General features: G+C 65.8%; 28 protein-coding genes. 15 read left to right on the top strand and 13 right to left on the bottom strand.

Annotated features, from left to right (window positions below; translation table 11 throughout):
- Positions 1-26 precede the first annotated feature (26 nt).
- From SKC41_RS06150 to SKC41_RS06135, 4 genes are read right to left on the bottom strand one after another with little or no spacing between them, the layout of a single operon-like run.
- Positions 27-854 (bottom strand): ABC transporter permease, encoded by an 828-nt coding sequence (locus SKC41_RS06150; RefSeq protein WP_330976812.1) that lies wholly within the window; start codon positions 852-854, stop codon positions 27-29.
- On the bottom strand, positions 844-1,668 hold the full coding sequence (locus tag SKC41_RS06145; protein ID WP_330976811.1) for an ATP-binding cassette domain-containing protein: 825 nt from the start codon (positions 1,666-1,668) through the stop codon (positions 844-846). Before SKC41_RS06145 ends, SKC41_RS06150 begins: the two co-directional genes overlap by 11 nt.
- Positions 1,665-2,120 (bottom strand): MarR family winged helix-turn-helix transcriptional regulator, encoded by a 456-nt coding sequence (locus SKC41_RS06140; RefSeq protein ID WP_330976810.1) that lies wholly within the window; start codon positions 2,118-2,120, stop codon positions 1,665-1,667. Before SKC41_RS06140 ends, SKC41_RS06145 begins: the two co-directional genes overlap by 4 nt.
- A 58-nt stretch (positions 2,121-2,178) precedes the next feature.
- The gene (locus SKC41_RS06135; RefSeq protein WP_330976809.1) at positions 2,179-2,676 is read right to left on the bottom strand and encodes a metallophosphoesterase family protein; all 498 of its coding nucleotides are present in this window, start codon (positions 2,674-2,676) and stop codon (positions 2,179-2,181) included.
- A gap of 35 nt (positions 2,677-2,711) precedes the next feature.
- Here SKC41_RS06135 and SKC41_RS06130 point away from each other — a divergent pair, with 35 nt between their 5' ends.
- Positions 2,712-3,167 carry a MaoC family dehydratase gene (locus tag SKC41_RS06130; protein WP_330976808.1) on the top strand — a complete coding sequence of 152 codons (456 nt, stop codon included), beginning with the start codon at positions 2,712-2,714 and terminating at the stop codon, positions 3,165-3,167.
- Between the two features lie 22 nt (positions 3,168-3,189).
- Here SKC41_RS06130 and SKC41_RS06125 read toward each other — a convergent pair whose 3' ends face one another.
- The 3 genes from SKC41_RS06125 to SKC41_RS06115 all read right to left on the bottom strand — a co-directional run bounded on the left by SKC41_RS06125 (position 3,190) and on the right by SKC41_RS06115 (position 6,521).
- Positions 3,190-4,491: an acyl-CoA dehydrogenase family protein gene (locus tag SKC41_RS06125; protein WP_330978768.1), complete on the bottom strand. Its 1,302-nt coding sequence runs from the start codon at positions 4,489-4,491 to the stop codon at positions 3,190-3,192.
- Between the two features lie 123 nt (positions 4,492-4,614).
- Positions 4,615-5,316 (bottom strand): GAF and ANTAR domain-containing protein, encoded by a 702-nt coding sequence (locus SKC41_RS06120; RefSeq protein WP_330976807.1) that lies wholly within the window; start codon positions 5,314-5,316, stop codon positions 4,615-4,617.
- Between the two features lie 116 nt (positions 5,317-5,432).
- Positions 5,433-6,521 (bottom strand): F420-dependent hydroxymycolic acid dehydrogenase, encoded by a 1,089-nt coding sequence (locus SKC41_RS06115; RefSeq protein WP_330976806.1) that lies wholly within the window; start codon positions 6,519-6,521, stop codon positions 5,433-5,435.
- Between the two features lie 184 nt (positions 6,522-6,705).
- Between SKC41_RS06115 and SKC41_RS06110 the strand changes: the two genes are divergently transcribed.
- Positions 6,706-7,311: a GNAT family N-acetyltransferase gene (locus SKC41_RS06110; protein WP_330976805.1), complete on the top strand. Its 606-nt coding sequence runs from the start codon at positions 6,706-6,708 to the stop codon at positions 7,309-7,311.
- Positions 7,312-7,314: 3 nt separating this feature from the next.
- Here the strand turns inward: SKC41_RS06110 and SKC41_RS06105 are convergent, their stop codons facing one another.
- Positions 7,315-7,989: a TetR family transcriptional regulator gene (locus SKC41_RS06105; RefSeq protein ID WP_330976804.1), complete on the bottom strand. Its 675-nt coding sequence runs from the start codon at positions 7,987-7,989 to the stop codon at positions 7,315-7,317.
- Positions 7,990-8,058: 69 nt separating this feature from the next.
- Here SKC41_RS06105 and SKC41_RS06100 point away from each other — a divergent pair, with 69 nt between their 5' ends.
- The 4 genes from SKC41_RS06100 (at position 8,059) to SKC41_RS06085 (ending at position 11,990) form a co-directional block, all read left to right on the top strand.
- The gene (locus SKC41_RS06100) at positions 8,059-9,177 is read left to right on the top strand and encodes a ferredoxin reductase (protein WP_330976803.1); all 1,119 of its coding nucleotides are present in this window, start codon (positions 8,059-8,061) and stop codon (positions 9,175-9,177) included.
- 95 nt (positions 9,178-9,272) lie between these two features.
- Positions 9,273-10,394 carry a fatty acid desaturase family protein gene (locus SKC41_RS06095; protein WP_330976802.1) on the top strand — a complete coding sequence of 374 codons (1,122 nt, stop codon included), beginning with the start codon at positions 9,273-9,275 and terminating at the stop codon, positions 10,392-10,394.
- 31 nt (positions 10,395-10,425) lie between these two features.
- Positions 10,426-10,941, top strand: coding sequence for an SRPBCC family protein (locus SKC41_RS06090; protein WP_330976801.1), 516 nt, complete (start codon positions 10,426-10,428; stop codon positions 10,939-10,941).
- Entirely contained in the window at positions 10,941-11,990 is a 1,050-nt protein-coding gene (locus tag SKC41_RS06085; protein WP_330976800.1) for an LLM class flavin-dependent oxidoreductase, read from the top strand. The genes SKC41_RS06090 and SKC41_RS06085 overlap by 1 nt, the downstream gene beginning before the upstream one ends.
- 71 nt (positions 11,991-12,061) lie before the next feature.
- On the opposite strand, the gene SKC41_RS06080 is transcribed toward SKC41_RS06085, so the two are convergent.
- Together SKC41_RS06080 and SKC41_RS06075 are read right to left on the bottom strand one after the other, a co-directional pair.
- Positions 12,062-13,165 carry a DUF1214 domain-containing protein gene (locus SKC41_RS06080; protein ID WP_330976799.1) on the bottom strand — a complete coding sequence of 368 codons (1,104 nt, stop codon included), beginning with the start codon at positions 13,163-13,165 and terminating at the stop codon, positions 12,062-12,064.
- The gene (locus tag SKC41_RS06075) at positions 13,162-13,749 is read right to left on the bottom strand and encodes a TetR/AcrR family transcriptional regulator (RefSeq protein WP_330976798.1); all 588 of its coding nucleotides are present in this window, start codon (positions 13,747-13,749) and stop codon (positions 13,162-13,164) included. Before SKC41_RS06075 ends, SKC41_RS06080 begins: the two co-directional genes overlap by 4 nt.
- Before the next feature lie 28 nt (positions 13,750-13,777).
- On the opposite strand from SKC41_RS06075, the gene SKC41_RS06070 reads away from it, so the two are divergent.
- Both SKC41_RS06070 and SKC41_RS06065 read left to right on the top strand, forming a co-directional pair.
- Positions 13,778-15,022: a sulfotransferase family protein gene (locus tag SKC41_RS06070; RefSeq protein ID WP_330976797.1), complete on the top strand. Its 1,245-nt coding sequence runs from the start codon at positions 13,778-13,780 to the stop codon at positions 15,020-15,022.
- Between the two features lie 24 nt (positions 15,023-15,046).
- Positions 15,047-15,931 carry an alpha/beta fold hydrolase gene (locus SKC41_RS06065; protein ID WP_330976796.1) on the top strand — a complete coding sequence of 295 codons (885 nt, stop codon included), beginning with the start codon at positions 15,047-15,049 and terminating at the stop codon, positions 15,929-15,931.
- A gap of 99 nt (positions 15,932-16,030) precedes the next feature.
- Here the strand turns inward: SKC41_RS06065 and SKC41_RS06060 are convergent, their stop codons facing one another.
- Positions 16,031-16,636 (bottom strand): TetR/AcrR family transcriptional regulator, encoded by a 606-nt coding sequence (locus tag SKC41_RS06060; protein WP_330976795.1) that lies wholly within the window; start codon positions 16,634-16,636, stop codon positions 16,031-16,033.
- A 130-nt stretch (positions 16,637-16,766) separates the two neighbouring features.
- Between SKC41_RS06060 and SKC41_RS06055 the strand changes: the two genes are divergently transcribed.
- A complete protein-coding gene (locus SKC41_RS06055; protein ID WP_330976794.1) occupies positions 16,767-18,092 on the top strand; it encodes a cytochrome P450 in 1,326 nt (441 codons plus the stop codon).
- Here SKC41_RS06055 and msrA read toward each other — a convergent pair.
- Complete coding sequence (gene msrA / locus SKC41_RS06050; protein ID WP_330976793.1) at positions 18,089-18,598, bottom strand: peptide-methionine (S)-S-oxide reductase MsrA; 510 nt, start codon at positions 18,596-18,598, stop codon at positions 18,089-18,091. The genes SKC41_RS06055 and msrA overlap by 4 nt on opposite strands.
- A gap of 128 nt (positions 18,599-18,726) precedes the next feature.
- On the opposite strand from msrA, the gene SKC41_RS06045 reads away from it, so the two are divergent.
- Genes SKC41_RS06045 through SKC41_RS06030 form a run of 4 tightly spaced genes read left to right on the top strand, consistent with a single transcriptional unit; the run spans position 18,727 to position 21,528 of the window.
- On the top strand, positions 18,727-19,233 hold the full coding sequence (locus SKC41_RS06045) for a nuclear transport factor 2 family protein (protein ID WP_330976792.1): 507 nt from the start codon (positions 18,727-18,729) through the stop codon (positions 19,231-19,233).
- Positions 19,230-20,255, top strand: a complete 1,026-nt coding sequence (locus tag SKC41_RS06040) for an NAD-dependent epimerase/dehydratase family protein (RefSeq protein ID WP_330976791.1) — start codon at positions 19,230-19,232, stop codon at positions 20,253-20,255. Before SKC41_RS06045 ends, SKC41_RS06040 begins: the two co-directional genes overlap by 4 nt.
- A 10-nt stretch (positions 20,256-20,265) precedes the next feature.
- Positions 20,266-21,105, top strand: a complete 840-nt coding sequence (locus SKC41_RS06035) for a class I SAM-dependent methyltransferase (protein WP_330976790.1) — start codon at positions 20,266-20,268, stop codon at positions 21,103-21,105.
- Between the two features lie 42 nt (positions 21,106-21,147).
- The gene (locus SKC41_RS06030; RefSeq protein ID WP_090598429.1) at positions 21,148-21,528 is read left to right on the top strand and encodes a DUF427 domain-containing protein; all 381 of its coding nucleotides are present in this window, start codon (positions 21,148-21,150) and stop codon (positions 21,526-21,528) included.
- Between the two features lies 1 nt (position 21,529).
- On the opposite strand, the gene SKC41_RS06025 is transcribed toward SKC41_RS06030, so the two are convergent.
- Positions 21,530-21,916, bottom strand: a complete 387-nt coding sequence (locus SKC41_RS06025; RefSeq protein WP_330976789.1) for a nuclear transport factor 2 family protein — start codon at positions 21,914-21,916, stop codon at positions 21,530-21,532.
- Between the two features lie 64 nt (positions 21,917-21,980).
- On the opposite strand from SKC41_RS06025, the gene SKC41_RS06020 reads away from it, so the two are divergent.
- On the top strand, positions 21,981-22,892 hold the full coding sequence (locus tag SKC41_RS06020) for a DNA-3-methyladenine glycosylase family protein (RefSeq protein ID WP_330976788.1): 912 nt from the start codon (positions 21,981-21,983) through the stop codon (positions 22,890-22,892).
- A 74-nt stretch (positions 22,893-22,966) separates the two neighbouring features.
- The gene (locus SKC41_RS06015) at positions 22,967-23,518 is read left to right on the top strand and encodes a Dps family protein (RefSeq protein WP_330976787.1); all 552 of its coding nucleotides are present in this window, start codon (positions 22,967-22,969) and stop codon (positions 23,516-23,518) included.
- The last annotated feature ends 4 nt before the right edge of the window (positions 23,519-23,522 follow it).

Genomic DNA, 23,522 nt, shown 5'->3' with positions numbered 1-23,522 from the left:
CAATGCGATAGCGCATGCGCTAGCGCCTAGGCGACCAGACGGCGCAAAAGTGTTGAGGCCGTGGCAATTCCAAGCAGCGCCGCCACGATCAGCACGACGAAGTCCAACGGGTTCAGCGGGATGCCGATCAACAGCCCGCGCAGCGCGTCGACCTCGTAACTCAGCGGGTTGACGGTGCTCAGCACACGCAGCCACGACGGCATCACCCCAACCGGGTACAGCGCGTTCGACGCGAAGAACAACGGCATCGTGATGGCTTGCCCGATACCCATCAGGCGATCGCGATTGCGGACCAGCCCGGCCAGCGTCATCGACAGGCAGGCGAAGAACGCCGCGCCGAGCATCACGGTGGCCATGGCCGCCAGAATGCGCAGCGGGTTGACGGTCAGGCCGATGCGCATCAGGTAAGCCAGCGCCAGCACGCCGACGACTTGGGCGACCGAGCGCACACCCGCCGCGAACGCCTTACCGGTGATCAACGCCGACGCCGGTGCCGGCGTCACCATCAGTTTGGACAGCACGCCGGCGTCGCGGTCCCAAATGATCTGGATGCCATAGAAAATCGAGATGAACAGCGCCGACTGCGCGATGATGCCCGGGGCCAGGAAGGCCAGGTAGGACACCGATCCGGTGTTGATGACATGCAGCTTGCTGAATGTCGTTCCGAAGATCAGCAGCCACAGGGCCGGTTGCACCATCCGGGTGATGAGCTCGGTGCGGTCGTGCTGCAGCTTCTGCAGTTCGACGATCGCGAACGCGCCGACGCGGCCGAACGTCGCGCTGACCCGCTGCCATCCGCGCGGTGCGCGCACCAGCGCCTCGGCCGGTATTTCGTAGGTGTGATCAACTGGCACGGCTGGCAACCTTTCTGCTGGAACGGATTTCGCGGAAGTCAGATGTCGACGACTCGGAGTCGCCGTGCAGGTCCGTGGACGCGTAGCGGCGGAAAACGTCCTCGAGCGTCGCGCTGGGCGACACCTTCGACTTCAGCTCGGTGGGTGTGCCCACGGCCCGCAGGACGCCGCGATGCATCAGCGCGACGCGATCGCAGAGGGCGTCGGCTTCCTCCATGTAGTGCGTGGTCAGCAGCACGGTCATGCCGAACTGGGCCTGCATGCTCTGCACCTGATTCCACACGCCGTCACGCGCGATCGGGTCCAGCCCCACGGTCGGCTCGTCGAGCACGAGCAGCGACGGGCGATTGACCAGCGCCTGCGCCACCTCCAGGCGGCGCACCATGCCGCCGGAGTAGGTGCCCGCCAGCCGGTCGGCCACCTCGAGCAGCTCCATCGCGTCCAGCGCCTGCCTGACCCGATCGGCGCGCTCGGCGCGCGGTACGCCGTAGAGCCGGGCGAACCATTCCACGTTCTGCCGGCCCGTCAGCGCGGGTTCGATCGAAAGTTGTTGCGGGACATAGCCGATGTTGCTCCGGATGTCGACCGTCTCGCGCCGGGAGTCCATCCCGAAGATGCGCAACTCGCCGTGCTGCACGGGGGTCAGCGTGGTGAGCATCCGCACCAGCGTCGTCTTACCCGCGCCGTTGGGTCCGAGCAGGCCCATCGTCTCGCCGGGCCGCACCCTGAGTGTCAGGTCGTCGACGGCGGTGAACTGGCCGTAGTGAAAGGTCAGGTGCCGGCAGTCGATCGCCATCGGTAATTTCGTCATCATTTCTCCTGTAATCTGCGGGCCACCATGTCGAGAACCTCTAACCCCTTTGTCAGAGAATCGATTTGGTCGTCATTGAGTTCTTGCAGCGCCTCGGACAGCAGCGCGCGCCGGGCGGCTCGCGATGCGTCGACGATCTGCTGGGTGGGCTCGGCGAGTCGTAGTTGACACGCGCGACGGTCGGTCTCGTCGACGGTCCGGATCAGCGAACCGTTGGCCACCAGCTTGGAGACCATCGTCGACGCGGTGTTGGGGACCAGCCCGAGTTCGGCCGCCGCCGCGCGGACCGAGATCCCCGGGCGGCGGCCGACCAGCCAGAGCAGCTCCGACTGTGACTCGGTGAACCGGGCGGAGTCGAGTCCCCGGCCGGCAGACCTGCGCAGCTGGCGGCGGAATCGGCCGACGACGCCGAACACGTCGGTGACCAGGTCGGTGTGCGATCTCAGTGCTTGCATATATAACTCTGTCTACGAGCTATATATGTGCGCCAGCTGTGTAGGGCCTTTATCTGGGCTACTTCTCGAGCCGGTGCAGCATGACGTCGGTCACTGCGCCGTCATCGATGCTGGTCGTCATGTAGCTGCAGAACGGTTGGCGGCGGCGATCCGTCGGCGACCCCGGGTTGAGCAGGCGTAGTCCGGTGCGGGCCGTCGTATCCCAGGGGATGTGGCTGTGCCCGAACACCAGCACGTCGGTATCGGGATAGAGCCGTGACATCCGGGCCTCGCGGCCGGACGACGGGCCGGTTTCGTGCACCACCGTGAACCGCACGCCCGCCAACGTCACGTCCGCTCGTTCGGGCAGTCGCGCTCGCAACGGGGGCCCGTCGTTGTTGCCCCAGCAGCCGACCAGGCGCGCGGCCCTGGATTCCAGCTCGTCGAGCAATTCGAGCGCAATCCAGTCGCCGGCATGGATGACGACGTCCGACCGCTCGACTTCCTGCCACACCCGGGCGGGCAGATCGCGGGCGCGTTTCGGCACGTGGGTATCGGCAATCAGCAGCAGCCTCACGAGTTCTATGCTTACCCGCGAGCAGAGGAGAAAGCATGCGTACCTTCGAGTCAGTCGCCGACCTCGCCGCCGCCGCGGGGGAGACCATCGGCCAAAGCGACTGGGTGACCATCACTCAGGAAGACGTCAACCTCTTCGCCGACGCGACCGGCGATCACCAATGGATCCACGTCGACCCGGAACGGGCGGCCGCCGGTCCCTTCGGTAAGACCATCGCCCACGGTTACATGACGCTGTCGCTGCTGCCGCGGATGCAACACGACATGTACACCGTCAAGGGCATCAAGCTCGCAATCAACTACGGCCTGAACAAGGTTCGCTTTCCCGCCCCGGTGCCGGTGGGGTCGAAGGTTCGGGCGACCAGTTCGCTGATCTCGGTCGAGGACGTCGGCGGCGGCGCCGTGCAGGCGATCGTGTCCACCACCGTCGAGATCGACGGGTCGCCGAAGCCGGCTTGTGTGGCCGAAAGCATCGTTCGCTACATCTGCTGACTGCTCGGCCAGAAGGTAGCCGTTAGAACTCCGCGATCGAGTGCTCCAGTCGTTCCGCTAGGCGGGCCTCGGCTTCGGCGCGCCGGGTCGGTATGTGAGCCGACGGGAAAGGCGTTGTCACAGGCTGGTATTCACGCAGGGTGCGGCGGGCCACGGTCATCTTGTGCAGCTCGGTAGCGCCGTCGGCGATGCCCAGTGACTCGGCGGCCACCAGCATCTTGACGAACGGCATCTCGTCGGAGACCCCGAGAGCGCCATGCAGGTGCAGGGCGCGCTGGGCGACGTCGTGCAGCACCTGGGGCATCGCGACCTTCACCGCGGCGATGTCGCGGCGCACCTTCTGGTAGTCGTGATGCTTGTCGATCAGCCACGCGGTGCGCAGCACCAGCAGCCGGAACTGCTCGATCTGGATCCAGCTGTCGGCGATCTTCTCCTGGGTCATCTGGAAATCGGAGAGATGGCCATGCCTGGTCTTGCGTGACACAGCGCGCTCGCACATCATGTCAAAAGCCTTGCGTGCCAATGCGATCGTGCGCATCGCGTGGTGGACGCGACCACCGCCGAGGCGGGTCTGTGCGATCATGAACGCCGATCCTTCACCGCCCAGCACGTGATCGGCCGGCACTCGGACGTCGTTATACCGGACGTAGCCATGCGAACCGTGCTTCGATTCGCCGCCCACCCCGACGTTGCGGATGATCTCGATCCCCGGCGTCTCGCCCGGAACGATGAACAGCGACATCTTCTCGTATGTCCGGGCGTCGGGCTTGGTGACGGCCATGACGATGAAGAACGACGCATGCTTGGCGTTGGAGGAGAACCACTTCTCGCCGTTGATGATCCAGTCCCCATTTCCAGCACCGTCCTGGGTCGCCGACGTCACGAACATGCCGGGATCGGAACCGCCCTGCGGTTCGGTCATCGAATAACACGAGGAGATCTCGCCGTCGAGCAGGGGCTGCAGATAGCGCGCTTTCTGTTCGTCGGTGCCGAACAGCGCAAGGATTTCGGCGTTGCCGGAATCCGGCGCCTGGCAGCCGAACACGGACGGTGCCCAGCGCGATCGTCCGAGGATTTCGTTGAGCAGCGCGAGCTTGACCTGGCCGAAGCCCTGGCCGCCGAGTTCGGGGCCCAGATGCGCCGCCCACAGGCCTTGATCCTTCACCTGCTGCTGCAACGGCCGCAGGATGCGCATCATCTCGGCGTTCTTTTTGTCGTACGGATCAAGGGCGACCAGGTCGAGCGGTTCCAGCTCGTCGACCATGAACTTTTCGACCCAGTCCAGCTTCGCCTGGTATTCCGGGTCCGTTTCGAAGTCCCACACCGTGGCCACCCATTCCCCGGTGCACCGTCGCACCGGCATCTTTAGAGAAAACCCAGAAGGGCTACCTCATCGTAGATGCGGTCCGTCGTAGTGGTCGTTGAAGGGAGATCGCGCCGACCAAACTCAGTCGCCGGCGCCGCGGGTTGCGATGACCCGTTCTGCTATGTCGACGAGTTTTGTTTGTTGCTCCTGAGATAACAGCACCAGCATGTCGAACGCGCGTACGTCGTCCACGTCGTAACGTTCCATGATGATGCCCTTGGCCTGGCCAATGCGGTCCCTGGACGACAGTGCCGATTGCAGGTGTTCTCCGTGACGCTCCGCCAAGATCGCCGCCGCAGCATGCGCGGCCAGCACCGATCCAATCGTTTCCGCTTCGGTGTCCCACACCCCCGCCTCGAAACCGAACAAGTTCAGCGCGCCGGCCGTCCGGTCGGCCGTGTACAGCTTGAATGACAGGCCGCTGAGGACACCGAGCCGCACGGCTGCCGGCGCGTATCGAGGCCACCGTGTCTCGCTACGCAGGTCGTCGGCGCGAACGATCGTTTCTTGAAGCGCCGCCTCGGCGCAGGGTCCTTCGCCGAAATCCTGCTGGAGTTTGTCGAGCTGTCCAGCCAAGTCATCGGTGTCGGCGAGGGACTCGAACTCCCCGGCCTTCTTCACCAGCAGCACTCCGGCGACGTCGGCTCCCGGTATCAATTGCACCGCTGTCTCGGTTACGTCGCGCAGAACCCGGTCGAGGCCGCGCGGTGTGGCAATCGCGCGGGCAAGCTCGGCCATGCGGACGGCCAGCTCATGCCTGAAGTTCGGCTGCGAAGGATCCATGAGATCGCATTCTGCACGATCTGGCGCGCGACGTGTACCCGGTGTTGCCGCACGAATCCGGCGGAAAGCGCAATACGTTGCGCCACAGCGTAAACGACGCATGCAGCGAAAGCAGCCTAGTGCAGCTTGGGTAGGACGTAGTCGCGATAGAAGTTGATCGCCGCGATGGGGTCGCCCTGCGGGAAGTGCAGAAACGGGATGGCGCCGCCGTCGAGAACCCACTGCACGGCGGTGACGTGGGTGGCGGGATCGGTGCCGACCGTCCAATTGGCCAGCACTTTCTCGATCGGGTTCGCCTCGGCGGCACGCTGAATCTCGACCGGATTGGGTTGATCGACGGCCCCGGCGGTAAATCGCCACAAGGCAGCCGTGCGGGCGGCCTCCTCGGCCTCGCCGACGACGGCGAACAATTCGGCGCGCTTGCCTAACGTCGCGGGATCGCGCCCGGCAGCGTGGGCGCCGTCGTTGAGCGCACCCAGCAGCTTCGGGTTGATGAGATCGCGGGATTGCGTGATCCAGCCGTCGCCGTATTGCCCTGCCAGCCTTGCGCTTTTGGGTCCACTGGCGGCCACGAAGATGGGCGGCGGGTTCGGTGGTATGTCGTAGAGCTTCAGCGAGTTGGTCTGAAAGTAGCGGCCCGCGAACGAGATTCGCCCGCCAGACCACAGCTGGCGAATCAGTTGGATCGCCTCGACCAGCCGGTCGTGACGCTCGGGATATTTGCCCCACATGTTGGTAGTCGCCTGTTCGTTGAGCCGTTCGCCGGTCCCGAGGCCCAAGAACACCCGGCCCGGACTCAGGATCGCCAGCGACGCGAAGGCCTGCGCCACCGTTGCCGGGTGATAGCGGTAGGTCGGACACGTGACGCCGGTGCCGAAGGAGATGCGGCTGGTGCTGTTGCCCACCAGCGCCAGCGTCAGCCACGGGAACATCGAGTGACCCTCGTTGTCCTGCCACGGCTGGATGTGGTCGCTGGCCCAGACGTATTGGAAGCCCGCCTTTTCGGCGGCCTGGGCCTGCAACACCAGCTGGTCGGTCCGAAATTGCTCGTGCGACAGCGTGATTCCCACACCCTTGGTCACCGGCGGCGGATTGCTCGGAGCACCACGATGTTCGCTCGAGCATCCCCCGGCCATCGCCCCGGCGCCGAGCACACCCACGCCGGTCGCGATCTGCCCGAATGTCCGCCGTGAAAGTCCGGTCATCGCCTCGGGGTACCCGCCGCCTGGACCGTCATACGCAGAGTTTATGGGCTGGCTCGCATCCACGGTCAGCGCCGGCGGCTTTCGATCGTCAGCTGTGCCGTGGCCGCCGTGGCGGCGATTGCGGGCCTGACCATGTCGTTGCGGGATTATTCGCGCCGGGCCGGTTTGCCATTAGCCTGGCGTTATGGCCCCCCAGGCACGTCCGGCGCGCAAAGCCGACCTCCGCGAGTTGTCTGCCACCCTGAGCCGTGCCTTCTTCGACGATCCGGTGATGGCCTGGCTGTTTCCCAATAGCATGACCCGGACCACGCACCTGATGCGGATGTTTTCCGCCATGACCCGGCACCACCATCTGCGTCACGGCGGCGTCGAGGTGGCCGGCAACGGATCCGGCATCGGCGCGGCTGCCCTGTGGGATCCGCCGGGTCACTGGCAGGAATCCCGCTGGGCCCAGTTCGCGATGACGCCGGCTTTTTTGAGGGTGTTCGGTTTGCGGACCGGGATGGCACGCGACGTCCAGGACATGATGAAGCGCGAGCATCCCGAAGAGCCGCACTGGTATCTGGCCGCGATCGGCAGCGACCCCACGGTCCGCGGCCAGGGCTATGGCCAGGCGTTGATGCGGTCGCGGCTGGACCGCTGCGATGCCGAGCACTGCCCGGCCTATCTCGAGTCGAGTAAGCCCGAAAACGTGCCCTATTACCTACGTTTCGGCTTTGAGGTCACCCAGGAAATGCCACTACCCAACGGCGGCCCACCGCTGTGGGCGATGTGGCGCGAACCACGCTAGAGGTCAAGGGTTGCTTCGCCAGCCGGCAATGCCGATGGCGATCATGCGCAGCTGTTTGACGGCGATGCGCCGAATGTCTTCCAGCGCCTCGGCGGTCTGCGCGTCTTCGATCGCCTCGGCGATCACGATCATCGAGTTGACGAACAGCGTCGCCAGCACATTGAGGTCCTCGGTGCTCCAGGCGTTCAGGCCCGGGAAGCGCGCCAGGTCGGTCGCGAGCTCGGAGGTGATCAGCCGGATCTCGGTGCGGATCGCGTAGCGCAGCACGCTCAGTCCGCTATTGCGCTCGCGCGCGATCAGGCGCCAGTGCTCGCGTCGGTCGGCGACGCTGGCGATCAGGATTTCGACGGACGACTCGATCACCCGGTTCGGGTCGAGCTTGCCGGCGCGCGCGTCGCGCAGGGTGTCGCGCAAGCTGCGAAACGACTCGTCGATGAGCACCAGCCCGAGCGCCTCCATCGACTCGAAATGCCGATAGAACGCGGCGGGCACGATGCCGACCTCGCGGGTGACCTCGCGCAGGCTCAGGGCAGAAAAGCTGCGGTCTTGCAGCAGTTTGAGTGCCGCGGCGATGATGGCGCGCCGAGTGGCTTCCTTCCGCTCTTCGCGTGAGGGGCTTTCCCGGGAACGCTCGCGGCTGGAACGGTGTGGCCGTGAGCTAGGAGTACGACCGTTCACTATGTGAACCTTACCACAGAGCTGCGGAAACCCTTGACTAGCTGCACCTATTGGCCGCACATTGTACATATGTTCACTCAAAGAAGTCAGACCTCGCGTCAGAGCTTCGCTAAGACTTTCCGGGACCGAATCCTCGGTTCCGACCTGGTTGACCTGCTCACCGGCCCGCACGGCGTCGACCGTTACACCGAGCTGGTGGACCCAACCTGGACACAGGGCGAGGCCCGCGCCAAGGTCGTCGACGTGCGCCGAACCACGCCGCGCAGCGTCACGCTCACTCTCGCTCCCAACCGGAGCTTCACGTCCGCTCACGCCTTCAAGGCCGGTCAGTACGTCAACGTCAGTCTCGAAATCGACGGCCGCCGGCACACCCGCTGCTATTCGCCGGCCAACGTCGAAGGCAGCGCGACCCTCGAGTTGACCGTCGGCCGCCATGACGGCGGGCTGGTCTCCAACTACCTGTACGAGCAGGCCCGCCCCGGCATGGTGGTCGGCCTGACCGGTGTCGGCGGCGACTTCGTCCTGCCGGAGCCCGGCTCGTCCGAAAGCCCGCGGCGGATCCTTCTCGTCTCCGGGGGCAGTGGCATCACGCCCGTCATGGCGATGCTGCGCACCCTGGTCGCCGAGGGCCACTTGCAACAGCAAGGGGGCGAGATCGCGTTCGTCCACTACGCGCGCACCCAGGCCGAGGCCTGCTACCGCGACGAGCTCGCCGCGATGCCCGGGGTACGGGTGCTGCACGGCTACACCCGATCGGGCGGCGGAGACCTGACCGGCCGCTTCGGGCCGCAGCATCTGGCCGCCGCCATGCCCTCGCCAGATGCGGTATTCGTCTGCGGCCCAACTGCTTTGGTCGACGCCGTCCGCGAGCACTGCGACAACGTGTACACCGAGAGCTTCGTGCCGCCGGCGATCACGGCTCCGTCGAACCCCTCGGGCGGCCGAATCACATTCGCGGACAGCGGCGTTGACGTCATCGACGACGGTCGCTCGCTGCTCGAGCAGGCCGAGTCGGCCGGCCTGACGCCACAGAACGGATGCCGGATGGGCATCTGCCACACGTGCACCCGCCGGAAGGTCTCCGGCACCGTGCGCAGCCTCACCACCGGCGCGGTATCCACCGCCGCGGACGAAGACATCCAGATCTGCGTATCCGTCCCTGTCGGCGACGTCGATCTATCCCTATAAGCCAAAAGAGGTGCGCGAGTGTGAATCTGGCGACGGCCACACTGCGTGTCGCGTCGTCAAATTCACAGTCGCGGTAGACCTCGGAAGGAGTTCTCATGACACACGACAAGATCACCCTTACCCCCGAGCAGGCCGACGCGTTCGGTCGTGAACTCGACGCCATCCGGGATCGCGTACTGGCAGACCTCGGCGCAGAAGACGCCGACTACATCCGCCGCGTCATCAAGACTCAGCGGGCGCTGGAAGTAGGCGGACGCGCTCTGCTGTTCCTGCCGCCGGCCTGGTTGCTGGGCACCGCGATGCTGGGCGTCGCGAAAATCCTGGACAACATGGAGATCGGCCACAACATCATGCACGGCCAGTACGACTGGATGCGCGACCCGAACATCTCCGGGCGCTCGTTCGAGTGGGACACCGCGTGCCCGGCCGACCAGTGGCGGCACTCGCACAACTACATGCACCACACCCACACCAACATCGTCGGGATGGACCGCGACATCGGCTACGGCATCATCCGGATGAGCGAAGACCAGAAATGGTCGCCTTACTTCATCGGTAACCCGCTATATGCGTTCCTGCTGATGGTGCTGTTCCAGTACGGCGTCGCGCTGCACGAGCTGGAGACCGAAAAGATCCGCTCCGGCGAGATCCGGGTCTGGGACAAGAAGGACACCCTGAAGGAGATCTGGAAGAAGACGAAGCGCCAGACCCTCAAGGACTACGTCGCGTTCCCGTTGCTGGCCGGCCCGTTCGCCCCGTTCGTCTTCACCGGCAACATGACGGCCAACCTGATGCGCAACGTGTGGTCGTACATGATCATCTTCTGCGGCCACTTCCCGGACGGGACCCAGGAATTCACCGTCGAGGAGACCAAGGACGAGTCCCGCGGCCAGTGGTACTTCCGCCAGGTGCTGGGCTCGGCCAACCTGACCGGCGGCACGATCTTCCACCTGCTGTCCGGCAACCTGTCGCACCAGATCGAGCACCACTTGTTCCCCGACATGCCGGCCCGCCGGTATGCCGACATCGCGCCCGAGGTGCAAGAGATCTGCGAGCGCTACGGGATCCCCTACAACAAGGGGCCGTTGCTGCAGCAGTTCGGCACCGTGGTGCGCAAGATCGTCCGGCTGACCTTCCCGGACCCGGGCAAGCTGACGTCGTTGCTGCCGAAGATCAAGGCCGACAAGCCGGCCGATCGCGAGCCCGTCGCGGCCTGAGACCCGCCCCCGGTGGGGGACAATAGGCGGCGTGGAGTGGACCGGAGCACGTTATGCGGACAAGCCGACGGTGGAAGTTTCGACCTGGGTTGACGCCGATCCGGCCCGAGTCTGGAATCTGGTCTCGGATATCAAGCTGATGCCGACCTTCAGCAACGAGCTGCAGTCCGTGGAGTGGGTCGGCGGCGCCGACCGGCCGAAGGTGGGTGCCCGCTTTGTCGGCCACAATCAGCACGACGCGTTCGGCGAATGGAGCACCACCTCCCACATCGTCGCCTGCGAGCAGCAGCGGGAATTCGCCTGGGCGGTCGGCGATGCCGTGCATCCGTCGGCGACCTGGCGGTTCCGGCTGGAACCCCGGGACGGCGGCACCAGCCTGAGCTACTGGATGCAGATGGGACCGGGACGCTCGGGGCTGTCGTCGGCGATCGACTCCATGCCGGACAAAGAGGAAAAGATCGTGTTCGTCCGGATGCGCGAATTCGAGTCCGCGATCAGCAAGACCCTGGCGGCGATCAAGAGGCTGGCCGAGCACGGGGTGCGCTGATGCGCACCGCGACCACGGTCGAGTTGTCCGGCGGCAGCGACGAAGTCGGCCAGGTGGTGACGCTGGCCGTCGAGGCCGAAAAGCTGGGGCTCGACGTGTGCTGGGTCGCCGAGGCGTGGGGGGCCGATGCTCCGTCGGCGTTGGGCTACCTCGCGGCGCGCACCGACACGATGCTGCTCGGCTCCGGCATCCTGCAGGTCGGCACCCGGTCGCCGGTGCTGGTCGCACAGACCGCGATCACGCTGTCCAACCTGTCGAATGGGCGTTTCCTGCTGGGGCTGGGTGCGTCCGGGCCGCAGGTCATCGAGGGCCTGCACGGGGTCTCGTTCCGCCGGCCGCTGGCCCGAATCTCCGAAACCGTCGACATCGTGCGGCAGGTGTTCGCCGGGGGCAAGATCTCCCATGCCGGCAGCGAGTTCCAGATCCCCCGCCCCGGCGAGGCGGTCCCGATGCGGGTGTCGAACGCGCCGCAGCACGCCATCCCGATCTACCTGGCCACGCTGTCGCCGGCGATGCTGCGGCTGACCGGGGAGATCGCCGACGGCTGGCTGGGCACCAGCTTCGTGCCCGAGGGCGCGGCCGAGGCGTACTTCGCCCACCTCGACGAGGGCCTCGAGCGCGCCGGTCGCACCCGCGCGGACATCGATATCTGCCAGGGCGCCGAGGTCGCGTTCGCGGCCGACGAGGACGAGTTGAGCGCCATGGTCGCCCACCGCAAGAAGGAACTCGCGTTCAGCCTCGGCGGGATGGGCTCGTCGAGCACGAACTTCTACAACCAGGCTTACAGCCGGCAGGGCTGGGCCGATGTCGCCGCTGCGGTGCGTGAGCGCTGGCAGGCCCGCGACCGCGACGGCGCCGCAGCGCTGGTGACCGACGACATGGTGCTGGGCACCACGCTGATCGGCACCGAACAGATGGTCCGCGCGCGCCTGGCGGTGTGGCGCGATGCCGGCGTCAACACCGTGCGACTCTATCCCGCCGGCGACACGCTCGATGCCAAGCTCACGACGCTGGGCCGCGCGATCGAACTGGTCCGCGAGGTGGGTTGATTCAGTCCGAGCCCCCGAGCGTGGGGCGTACGGACGAATCGAAGGCGTTTCTGTGCGGAGGCCCCGGCGGGTCAGGTAAGGGCCGTCGGGGCGTCGATGGCCTTGACGAGTTGCACCTCGGGCCGCTTCGGCACCCCGTCGGACAAAAACCACCGGAACGCCAGGTTGCCGAGCGGATAGCCAAGCGTCGTCAGTGAATTCGGGTGCGCCGTCGCGGTGCCGGACAAAACGATCGTCACGGAACCGTCGCCGTTGAGCGCGGCGCTGTGGTTGTTGAGCGACGAGCGCGCACCCCCGTCACCGTAGGTGGCCATGAACTGGTTCCACACCACCAGGTTCCAGAACCGGCACGACGGCGGTCGATGCGTGATGACCAGCGCCTCGTCATCGTCGAGCACGAAACTGCCGTAGGCGTAGCAGGCGTCGCGGGCTGACCAGCCGAAGTTGGCGTCGGGAACCTGATAAGGATCAGCGAATTGGTTTGCGGCGTAGACGGTTTCGTGGCCCAGCCCGTGTTGATCGTCGACCCGTTGCCCGACGGCCAGCGGCACGATGGCGAACATGGTGCGCATCCAGGCCGCAGCTGCACGCAGGCTGGCCGCGGTCTCGGCGTCGCCATGCCGGATGGGCTCCGGCTCGTCGAGCGCCTCGATCTGCCATGTCACCGGGCGACCGGTCAACGGGTCGGCCTGGTAATCGCGGGTCATCAACACCACCGCGTCGGCCGTGGCCGGGAAGTCGAAGGCGAAGTTGCCGTCGGCGTCGATGTCGAGATCGGTGTCGCGGACGATCGCGACGATGCGATCCGACCACGCGCCCGGCGCGGGTTCGTTGTAGGCGGTTACCGAAAAGTACACGCTGTCACCCTTATTGCCGCTGATGCGATACCGCCGCTGCTCATCGACCGGGCAGATGAAGTAATACGCGTCGGTGTTGTCGCCACCCCACCGGCGATCGCGACGGAACGGGGTGTTCACGGCGACGAACTGCGGGCGACCCGGCTCGGGGAACAGGTAGGTGTCAAAGGCGACGCCCAGGGTGGTGGCCAACATGCGGTAGCCATCGGCAACGTGGCGGTCGTCGGTCACCTCGCGATCACCCTCCAGGAAGGAGCGGTCGAGGTCGCCGAGGGTGGCCAACAGCTCCTTCCACGCGGCCGTCGATTCGTGCGTCATGCGCTGATTCCTTTCAGGAGCAACGTGGTGGTGCGGTCTACCCAGTCGTCATCGAGTTCGTCGGGGCGGGTGAGCAGGCCCATCAGGGTGATGCCCGCGATGGCATCTGTTATTTGAGAGGCGAGTTCGGAAGCGGTTGCGTCGCTTCGCACTTCGCCGCGAACTACGGCGCGCTCGAACAACTCGCCGAGACCGCCGCCGGTGATGCCGGTGAAGCGCTCCAGCAGCGCCGAATGCAGGGTCGGATCGGCCGCCATCTCGCCGACCAGGCCCGGCAAGGCCGCCCGGGCGGCCGGCGTCGTCAGGAAAACCATTGCGCGACGCACCATTTCGCGTAGATCGTCGGGCAGCGACCCGGTATCGGGGATCTCGGTCGCGGCGCCGATCGGGAACACAGCCTCGTGCACCAGATGCGCCTTGCTGGGCCAGCGGCGGTAGATCGCGGGCTTGCTGGTGCCGGCGCGTTCTGCGATGGCCGAGACCAACAGCCCCGGATAACCGGTCTCGGCCAGCAGCTCGACGGTGGCGCGCAGCACCGCACCGTCGATGCGCGGGTCACGGGGCCGGCCAAAATCCACTACCATTACGAAACTCAGGGTAACATAAGTCGCCGTGACCGACGCCGTTCGCTCAGTTCGCCTCGAAGACCTTGACCAGCCTCGATTCAGTGCCGAGGGTCAGCAGATCCTCGACATGATGGCGATGATGGCCCCGGAGTGCCCGTTGGATGCCGACGCGCTGCACGCGAAGGCCAGCGCCGACACCGGCCTGCACGACTTCGGACCCGACGACTATCGGGAGCGGCTCGACGTCTACCTCGCGGCGCTGCGCGAGATCGACGGGCTGCACGACGCCGGAGTAGTGAACTTCTACGGGCAACTGCTGCAGCTGCTCAAGAACCGGCTGCTGCTGACCGACCTGTTGGGCCGGCATCCCGAGATCAACGACATCGAACTGCGTTCACCGGTGGTGATCGCCGGGTTGCCCCGCACCGGCACCACGCACCTGCACAACCTGCTGGCCGCGCCACCCACCTTCCGCACCATGCCGTACTGGGAAAGCAACGAGCCGTTCCCGTTGCCGAATGAGGTTGGCGCCGAGCCGGATCCGCGCCGGGCGCGCATGGACGTCGCGGTCGGGGTGGTCAACATGGTGATGCCACATTTCCCGCTGATGCATGAGATGACCACCGATCACGTGCACGAAGAGATCCAGTTGCTGGCCAACGACATCTCCACGATGCTGTTCGAGACGCTCGGCGAGGTGCCGCGCTGGCGCGATTACTACCGCGCCCATGACCAGACGCCGCATTACGAATACCTCGCCACTGAGCTCAAGGCGATGCAGTTCCTGCGCGGGGGCCGTCGCTGGCTGCTCAAGTCGCCTCAGCATCTCGAGCAGGTGCGGGTGCTGGATCGGGTGTTTCCCGACAGCATCGTCGTGTTCACCCACCGGGACCCGGTGCCGGTGGCGCTCTCGATGATCGCGATGATCACCTACTCCGCGCGCATGCACCGCTCACCGGTGCCGGTGGCACAGATCGCCCACTCCTGGATCGACCGCCTCGATGCGATGCTCACCGCACTGGTGCGTGATCGCGATGCCATCGGTCCGGATCGCTCAATCGACATTCGCTTCGACGACTTCATGGCCGACGAATTCGGTGTCGCCGAGCGGGTCTACGCCTTGGCCGGCGAACCGTTCACCGACCAGGCGCGACAGTCCATCGGCGACTACCTCGCCGACCACCAGCGTGGCCGGTTGGGGAACGTGCAGACATCGTTCGAAATGTTTGGTCTGCAGGAGAGCGCGCTGCGCGAACGGTTCGCTCCGTATGCCGAGCGGTTCCTGGATTAGGCTCAGTGCGCTAGCTTTTCAAGCATGGTCACCATGCCCGCGTTGGACGGAGTCGAACACCGCTACGTAGAACTCGGCGACGGAGTGACAATCCACGTCGCCGACGCCGGGCCGCCCGGTGGGCCGGCCGTGATGCTGGTACACGGCTTCCCGGAGAACTGGTGGGAGTGGCACGAGCTGATCGGTCCGTTGGCCGCCGATGGCTACCGGGTGCTGTGTCCGGATCTGCGGGGGGCGGGCTGGAGTTCGGCGCCCCGCTCGCGCTACACCAAGGTCGAGAAGGCCGAGGATCTCGCCGGCGTGCTGGACCATTTGGGCATCGATAACGTGAAGCTCGTCGCCCACGACTGGGGCGGGCCCACCGCGTTCATCATGATGCTGCGCCATCCGGAGAAGGTGACCGGATTCTTTGGCATCAATACCGTTGCGCCCTTTGTGAAGTTGAGTCCGTCGGGGGTGCTCAACCTGTGGCGGCTGTGGTACCAGATTCCGATAGCGCTGCCGGTCATCGGCCCCCGGTTGCTCAAGGATCCCAACTCACGGTTCATGCGAATGTTGGGTCCTTGGGTCGGTGGCGGGTTCTCGATTCCCGAAGAGAGCGCCAGCCTGTACCTCGAGTGCATGCGCGAGCCCGGCCACGCGGAGGCGGGCTCGCGGTGGTACCGCAGTTATCAGAGTGGAGAAATGCTGCGCTGGGTGCGTGGCCAGTACGCCGACGCTCGCGTCAACGTACCCGTTCGCTGGCTGACCGGTACGCAGGATCCGGTGATCACGCCCGCCCTAACCAATGGATACGAAGACCACATGAGCGATTTCGAGGTGGAGCTGGTCGACGGTGCCGGCCACTGGATCATCGCGCAACGACCGGACTTGGTGCTGGACCGGGTGCGCGCATTCTTGAAACTCTGAGTTACTCGACGCCGATCGTGACTGCGGTCGACTCGATGAACACCGTCGCGAGCTGACCGACCCCGAGGCCGAGGTCGAGCGCCGCGACGAGACTAGCTGCTAGTGGCGAGGGCCCAGCAGCGCGATGCACGCATCGACCGCCGGTTCGACGATCTCGCGGACGGCCTGTCCGTCTTCGACGGCGAGCGCAGTCAATTCACGCAGCCCGCCCAGCAAGATCACCGCCAGCGGGGCGGTCAGTGGCGGCAGTTCGGCGCGCCGGAACCCGGGGCTGGCGCTGAGGTCGATCAACAGGTCGGACAACAGCTTTAGGCCGCGGCGTTGGACCGGTCGACCGACGGGTCCCAGCGAGGGGAGTTCACGAATCCAGCTCAACGTAATCGCCGGCCGCGCTTCGATATAGGCGACGTAGGCCTCGACGGCCTGACGGATCTGGTCGTGCCAGCCGGTCTCCGGATCGACGGAGACGGCGATGCTCTCGCCGAGCTTTTCGATGTCGGCGGCCAGCAGCTCCAGGAAACACGCTTCCTTGCTGGCGAATTGGTCGTAGAACGTGCGCTTGGACGTGCGCGCGTGGCGCACCACGTCGGCGACGGTGCTGGCGCGATAGCCGCGTTCGCCGATCGACGTCGCAAGACCGTCGAGCAGCCGGAGCCGAAAAGGATCGTCGACAACCGTGTCTGTCACCGTCGTCGCGGATGTCATGGTCGGCGGCCCTTTCGGTGTTTACTCCCTTGTCAGGGTCGGTACCACAGAGTACCGTACACCAAAAGATCTGTGGTACACCGCGGTACCAACCCCGGACCGGGGGCCAGACGTTGGGAGACATAGCGCCATGAGCGAAGTCGTCACCGCCGCACCGCCGGCCTCCGCAGTCAGATTGCCCCCGGCGGCGCGGGCGCCAAAGATATTGCAGGGTTTGGGCTTTGCGATTTCACGACGAGTGATGATGCAACGACTGTCACGCCGCTACGGCAGCGTCTTCACGCTGAAGCTCCCCATGTGGGGGCGCGTCGTCGCGGTCAGCGACCCGCAGCTGGCCAAACAAATCTTCACCACCAGCCCAGACGAACTCGGCAACATCCAGCCCAATCTGAGCAGATTCTTCGGCTACGGGTCGGTATTCGGACTCGAGGGCGACGACCACCGCCGCCGTCGACGGCTGCTCGCGCCGCCGTTCCACGGCAGGAGCATGAAGAACTACGAGAACATCATCGAGGAAGAGACACTGCGCGAGTCCGCCGACTGGCCGGAGGGCAAGCCGTTCGCGACGCTGTCGCCGATGATGCGAATCACGCTCAATGCCATCCTGCGCGCGGTTTTCGGGGCCGACGGCGCCGAACTCGACGAGCTACGACGGCTCATCCCGCCGTGGGTCACCCTGGGCTCGCGCCTGGCCGCACTGCCGAAGCCGAAGCGCAACTATGGCCGGTTCAGCCCATGGCACCGGCTGGACGAATGGCGGCGTCAGTACGACCACGTCATCGAGAAGCTGATCGCGGCCGAGCGGGCCGACCCGAACTTCGCCGATCGGTCCGATGTGCTCGCGCTACTGCTGGGCAGCACCTACGAAGACGGTTCGACCATGTCGCACAAGGACATTGGCGACGAGCTCCTGGCGCTGTTGGCAGCGGGGCACGAGACCACCGCGTCGACGCTGGCGTGGGCATTCGAGCGGATCAGCCGGCACCCTGCGCTGCTGGCGCAGCTCGTCGAGGAGGCCGACGGCGACGGCAATGAGCTGCGGCAGGCCACGATCCTGGAGGTTCAGCGAGCAAGGACGGTGATCGACTTCGCCGGCCGTCACGTCTACCCGCAGACGTATCAACTGGGCGAGTGGTCGATTCCGCGTGGCTACTCGATCATCGTCGGCATCGCGCAGATACACGACAATCCGGACGTATTCTCCGATCCCGGGCGCTTCGACCCACAGCGGTTCATCGGAACCAAACCGTCGGCGCTGTCCTGGATTCCGTTCGGCGGCGGCACCCGCCGGTGTGTCGGGGCGGCGTTCGCCAACATGGAGATGGACGTCGTACTTCGAACGGTGTTGCGCCACTTCACCATTGAGACCACGGATGCCCCGGACGAGCGCTGGCACAGCCGCGGAGTCGCGTTCACCCCGAAGGACGGCGGCCGGGTTGTGCTGCGGCGGCGCTAAGCAGACGCGCGGCGCGGCAGCTTCCAGCCCGGGCGGATGAAGTGGCAGGTGTATCCGCTCGGGTAGCGCTCCAGGTAGTCCTGGTGTTCAGGCTCGGCCTCCCAGAAGTCGCCGGCGGGACTGACCTCCGTCACGACCTTGCCAGGCCATAGCCCCGAGGCCTCGACGTCGGCGATGGTGTCCAGCGCGATCTGCTGCTGCTCGTCGTCGACGTAGAAGATCGCCGACCGGTAGCTGGTGCCGCGGTCGTTGCCTTGGCGATTTTTCGTTGTCGGATCGTGGATTTGGAAGAAGAACTCCAGCAGCGTGCGGTAGTCGGTGGCGGTCGGGTCGTAGACGATCTCGATGGCCTCGGCGTGCGAGCCGTGGTTGCGGTAAGTCGCGTTGGGCACGTCGCCGCCGGTGTAGCCGACGCGGGTCGAGACCACGCCGGGCTGTTTGCGGATCAGGTCCTGCATGCCCCAGAAGCAGCCGCCTGCGAGAATCGCCTTTTGCGTGTCGGTCATGTCATTGCCTCGTTTCGCTCGGGCCCAATGGCCGCAATCTCCCTCCGATTATCCTGATCTTCCTCACCTGGTACACCCGCGAGGCAACGCTCTCGACAAATCACGGTAGAACGTGTTCTAGTTTTCGCGTGGACAGCCCGCAATTCTCCCGTAGCGAACTCGCTGACGCGTTCGCGCAATTCGAGGCGACCGTTGATGCGGCTGCGCGGTCGCATGACTGGGATGCCTGGGTCCAGCACTACACGCCCGACGTCTTGTACATCGAACACGCGGCGGGCACCATGCACGGTCGCGACGAGGTCCGCGAGTGGATCGGCGCGACGATGGGCAGCTTCCCGGGCAGTCACATGGTCGCCTTTCCGTCGCTGTGGTCGGTGATCGACGAGCCGACCGGGCGCATCATCATGGAGCTCGACAACCCGATGCGCGACCCCGGTGACGGCACCGTCATCGGCGCGACGAACATTTCGATCATCACCTACGCCGGCGACGGGCTGTGGCGTCAGCAGGAAGACATCTACAACCCGCTGCGCTTCGTGCAGGCCACGATGAAATGGTGCCGCAAGGCGGCCGAACTCGGCACCCTCGACGAAGCGGGCGCGGAATTCATGGCGCAGTACGGCGGCGCGCAGTGAGCGCCAAACCCAAACTTGGCCCCACATTGGTCATAGGCGCCAACGGTTTTCTCGGCTCGCATGTGACCCGCCAGCTCGTCGGCGACGGTGCGCAGGTGCGGGTGATGGTGCGCGAAGGCGCGAACACCCGCTCCATCGACGACCTCGACGTCACCCGCTTTCATGGCGACGTCTTCGACACCGCCACGGTGCGCGCAGCGATGGACGGTGTCGACGACGTGTACTACTGCGTCGTCGACACCCGCGCCTGGCTGCGGGACACCGCGCCGCTGTTTCGCACCAACGTTGAGGGGCTGCGCAACGTCCTCGACGTCGCCGTCACTCAGCCCTTGCGCCGGTTCATCTTCACCAGCACCTACGCGACCGTGGGCCGACGGCACGGTCACGTGGCGACCGAGGACGACGTGATCGCGTCGCGCGGGTTGACTCCCTACGTGCAATCCCGGGTCCAGGCCGAAAACCTGGTGATGCGCTACGTCGCCGACGCCGGGTTGCCCGCCGTCGCGATGTGCGTGTCCACGACCTACGGTGACGGCGACTGGGGCGCGACCCCGCATGGTGCCTTCATCGCGGGCGCCGTCTTCGGCAAACTGCCCTTCCTGATGAACGGCATTGAGCTGGAAGTCGTCGGCGTCGACGACGCCGCCCGGGCCATGATCCTGGCCGCCGAGCGCGGCCGCATCGGGGAGCGCTACCTCGTTTCCGAGAAGATGATGGCGCTCAACGATTCGATCCGGATCGCGGCCGACGAGGCCGGTGTCGCGCCGCCGCAACGGGCGATCTCGGTCCCGATGCTCTACGCACTGGCCGCCGCGGGCACCGTGAAGGCCAAACTCACCGGCACCGACGCCCAACTCAGCCTGGCGTCGGTGCGGATGATGCGCGCCGAAGCACCGGTGGACAGCAGCAAGGCGAAGCGTGAGCTGGGCTGGCAGCCGCGCCCGGTCGAGGAATCGATTCGCGAGGCGGCCCGGTTCTGGGCAGCGATGCGCACCCCTCGAACGGCCGCACAACCCGAATAGGCTCGGTCGAATGGACCGGATTCGCGTCGATCTGAACGGACCGCCGCAGACGATGCTGGCGACGTTGTACGCCAAAGCGTTGGACGCCGACGCGCCCAACTCGATCCTGAGCGATCAGTACGCCAAGGCCGCCGTGGACCGCATCGAATACGACTGGGCCGCAACGACTATCGACGCGCGGCGGGCTCCGTCGGTCGCGGTTCGCACCGCGCACTTCGACAACTGGGCTCGCCAGTTTCTGGCCGTGCACGACGAAGCCGTCGTGCTGCACGTGGGCTGCGGCCTGGACGCCCGGGTGTACCGGCTCGATCCGGGCCCGGGCGTGCGGTGGTATGACATCGACTACCCCGACGTGATCAGTCTGCGCGAACGCGTCTACCCGCAGCGGGCCAACTGCCGGATGCTGGCGGCCTCGGTCACCGAACCGGCGTGGCTGAACGAGATACTCCCCGACCGTCCGGTGCTGTTCCTCGGCGAAGGCCTGACCATGTATCTGAGCAAAGACGACGGGCTGGCGTTGCTGCGCCGCCTCGTCGATCGGTTCGAATCGGGCGAGTTGCAGTTCGACGCGTTCAACACGTTCGGCATTCGCACGCAGTGGATCAATGCCGTGGTCCGGCGTTCGGGCTCGAAGCTGCACTGGGGCATCGACAGACCCAGCGACATCGTCGACGCTGTTCCCGGGGTGCGGGTGCTGGCCTGGGAATCGGTCTTCGACAGCGATACGTTCGACCGGGTCTCACCGTATGTGCGCTGGATGGGCAGGGCGATGGCGGCGGTTCCGGCATTGCGCTACATGTCGCAATACCATCGCTACGCATTCGGGCCGGTCGAGGCGGGGAAGTCTTGACCGCCGGACGGTGTTGCAGTCATAAGTCTGAGGAGGAACAACATGGCCCACAAGGAAATCTTGGAACCCAACGCGGGGCACCCGATCACCATCAGCCCGACCAAGGGACGTGTCCAGGTTCGCGTAAACGGCGAGCTCGTTGCGGACACCACCGCGGCGCTCGAATTGCGGGAAGCGACAATCCCTGGGGTGCAATACATTCCGCTGGCCGACGTGGCCCAGGACCGGTTGACCCGCACCGAAACCGTCAGCTACTGCCCGTTCAAGGGCGACGCGAGCTACTACGCCGTCACGACTTCGGCGGGTGACACCGTCGAGGATGTGATCTGGACTTACGAGCAGCCGTATCCCGCGGTCGCCGAGATCGCCGGGCACGTCGCGTTTTACCCCACCAAGGCCGACATCAGCGTCACCGCCGAATAGGTCACCCGCCCAGCAGCTTGGCGTAGGCCCGGGTGTCGCTGTACTCGCGCATCGAGATGATCAGCCCGTCGCTGGTCTCGAAGATGCACACGAACGGGGTGTCGTACTGCTCGCCGTTGGAGTTGGTGCCGGTGGCATAGGCCTCCACGACGACCGTTTCTCCTTCGTTGATGCAGCGCAGCAGATCGATGGTGAGCTCGACGGACTGTTTGCGTCGGTCGGTCAGTCGGCGCAGGGCTTCCTTGTCGTAAGACTCCCGGGTGAACAGGCTCCAATAGCTGAAGTCGTCGCTGAGCAACGCGAAACCCTCGTCGAGGTCGCCGCCCTCGCTCAGACTCTGGAGGAACATCCAGGCCAGCTCGGCATTGGGAGCATCGAACGGCGTCATCACATCGCAATAGTGTCTTGGCAGGTAGTGGGCGGTCAATCAGAGTGGAAATCCGGAGTCGTCGGTGACGAGCACGCGAACGGTGACGTTTCCCGGGGCGGTCAGCTTCGGGCACACCCTGGCGCCCCTTCGCCGCGGCCCCCGGGACCCCTGCTTTCGCCTTCCGGGTGATGCCACCATCTGGCGCACCAGCCTGCTACCCAGCGGGCCGGTCACCGCATGCATCAGCCGCGCGGCCGCCGATGCGGCGCACTGCGAGGCCTGGGGCGGCGGCGCCGAGGAGTTTCTCGAGCGGCTACCGGCACTGCTGGGCGCCGACGACGACGCCTCGGAGTTCACGCCGACACACCCGACGGTTGCCGCGGCGCATGAACGCGTCCCGCACCTGCGCCTGGGCCGTACCGGGCAGGTGCTCGAAGCGCTGATACCGGCGATCATCGAGCAGCGGGTGCCGGGCGCCGACGCGTTCTCCTCGTGGCGGAAGCTGGTGTCCAAGTACGGCACGCCACCGCCCGGGCCGGCGCCGGCCGGCATGCGCGTGCTGCCGTCGGCCGAGGTCTGGCGAAACATCCCGTCATGGGAATTCCATCGCGCCAACGTCGATCCGCGACGGGCCCAGACCGTCGTGACATGTGCGCGCCGGGCGGCCTCGCTGGAACGGCTGGCGTCCCGGCCGGCGGCGCAGGTGCGCCAGGCGCTGACGTCACTGCCGGGAGTCGGGGAGTGGACCGCCGCCGAGACCGCGCAACGGGCGTTCGGCGATGCCGATGCCGTCTCGGTCGGGGATTACCACGTACCGAAGATGATCGGCTGGACGCTGCTGGGACACCCGGTCGATGACCAGGGCATGCTCGAACTGCTGGAGCCGATGCGGCCGCACCGCCACCGCGTGGTCTGCGTGCTGTATGCCAGCGGACTGGCCTACGAGCCGCGCCGCGGCGCGCGACTGCCGGTCCAGCAAATCCACACGCTCTGACCAGCCGGTGTTTTCGAGCTGAGTCATCGGGTATCCGTCGTGAATTGACGGATACGAAACGCAGGGAGCGATCGATGACGCAGTTCACCATTCCCGGATTGACCGACAAGCAGGGTGCGCGGCTGGCCGAGTTGTTGCAGAAGCAATTGAGTACTTACAACGATCTGCATTTGACGCTGAAGCACGTTCACTGGAATGTGGTGGGCCCCAGCTTCATTGGCGTACACGAGATGATCGATCCCCAGGTGGAAGCGGTGCGCGGTTTCGCCGATGATGTCGCCGAACGTATTGCGGCCCTTGGTGCTTCGCCGGAAGGAACTCCGGGCGCCATAATTCGGGACCGGTCTTGGGACGACTATTCGGTCGGTCGCGACACCGTCCAGGCGCACCTGGCGGCGCTGGATCTCGTCTACAACGGCGTGATCGAGGACATCCGTGAAGCCATCGACGAGACAGAAGAACTCGATCCGGTCACCCAGGACATGTTGATCGGTCAGGCTGGCCAGCTGGAGAAATTCCAGTGGTTTGTCCGTGCGCATCTCGAGAGCGCGGGCGGCTCGCTGACCCACGGGGGCAAGAAGACCGAAAAGGGTGCGGCCGACACCGCGCGGCGTAAGAAGTCGTAGGGCG

It is taken from the genome of Mycobacterium sp. 050128, from assembly GCF_036409155.1.
Taxonomy (GTDB): Bacteria; Actinomycetota; Actinomycetes; order Mycobacteriales; family Mycobacteriaceae; genus Mycobacterium.
The sequence above is the reverse complement of the archived record's forward strand: the minus strand, read 5'-3'. Positions and strand labels throughout refer to the sequence as shown.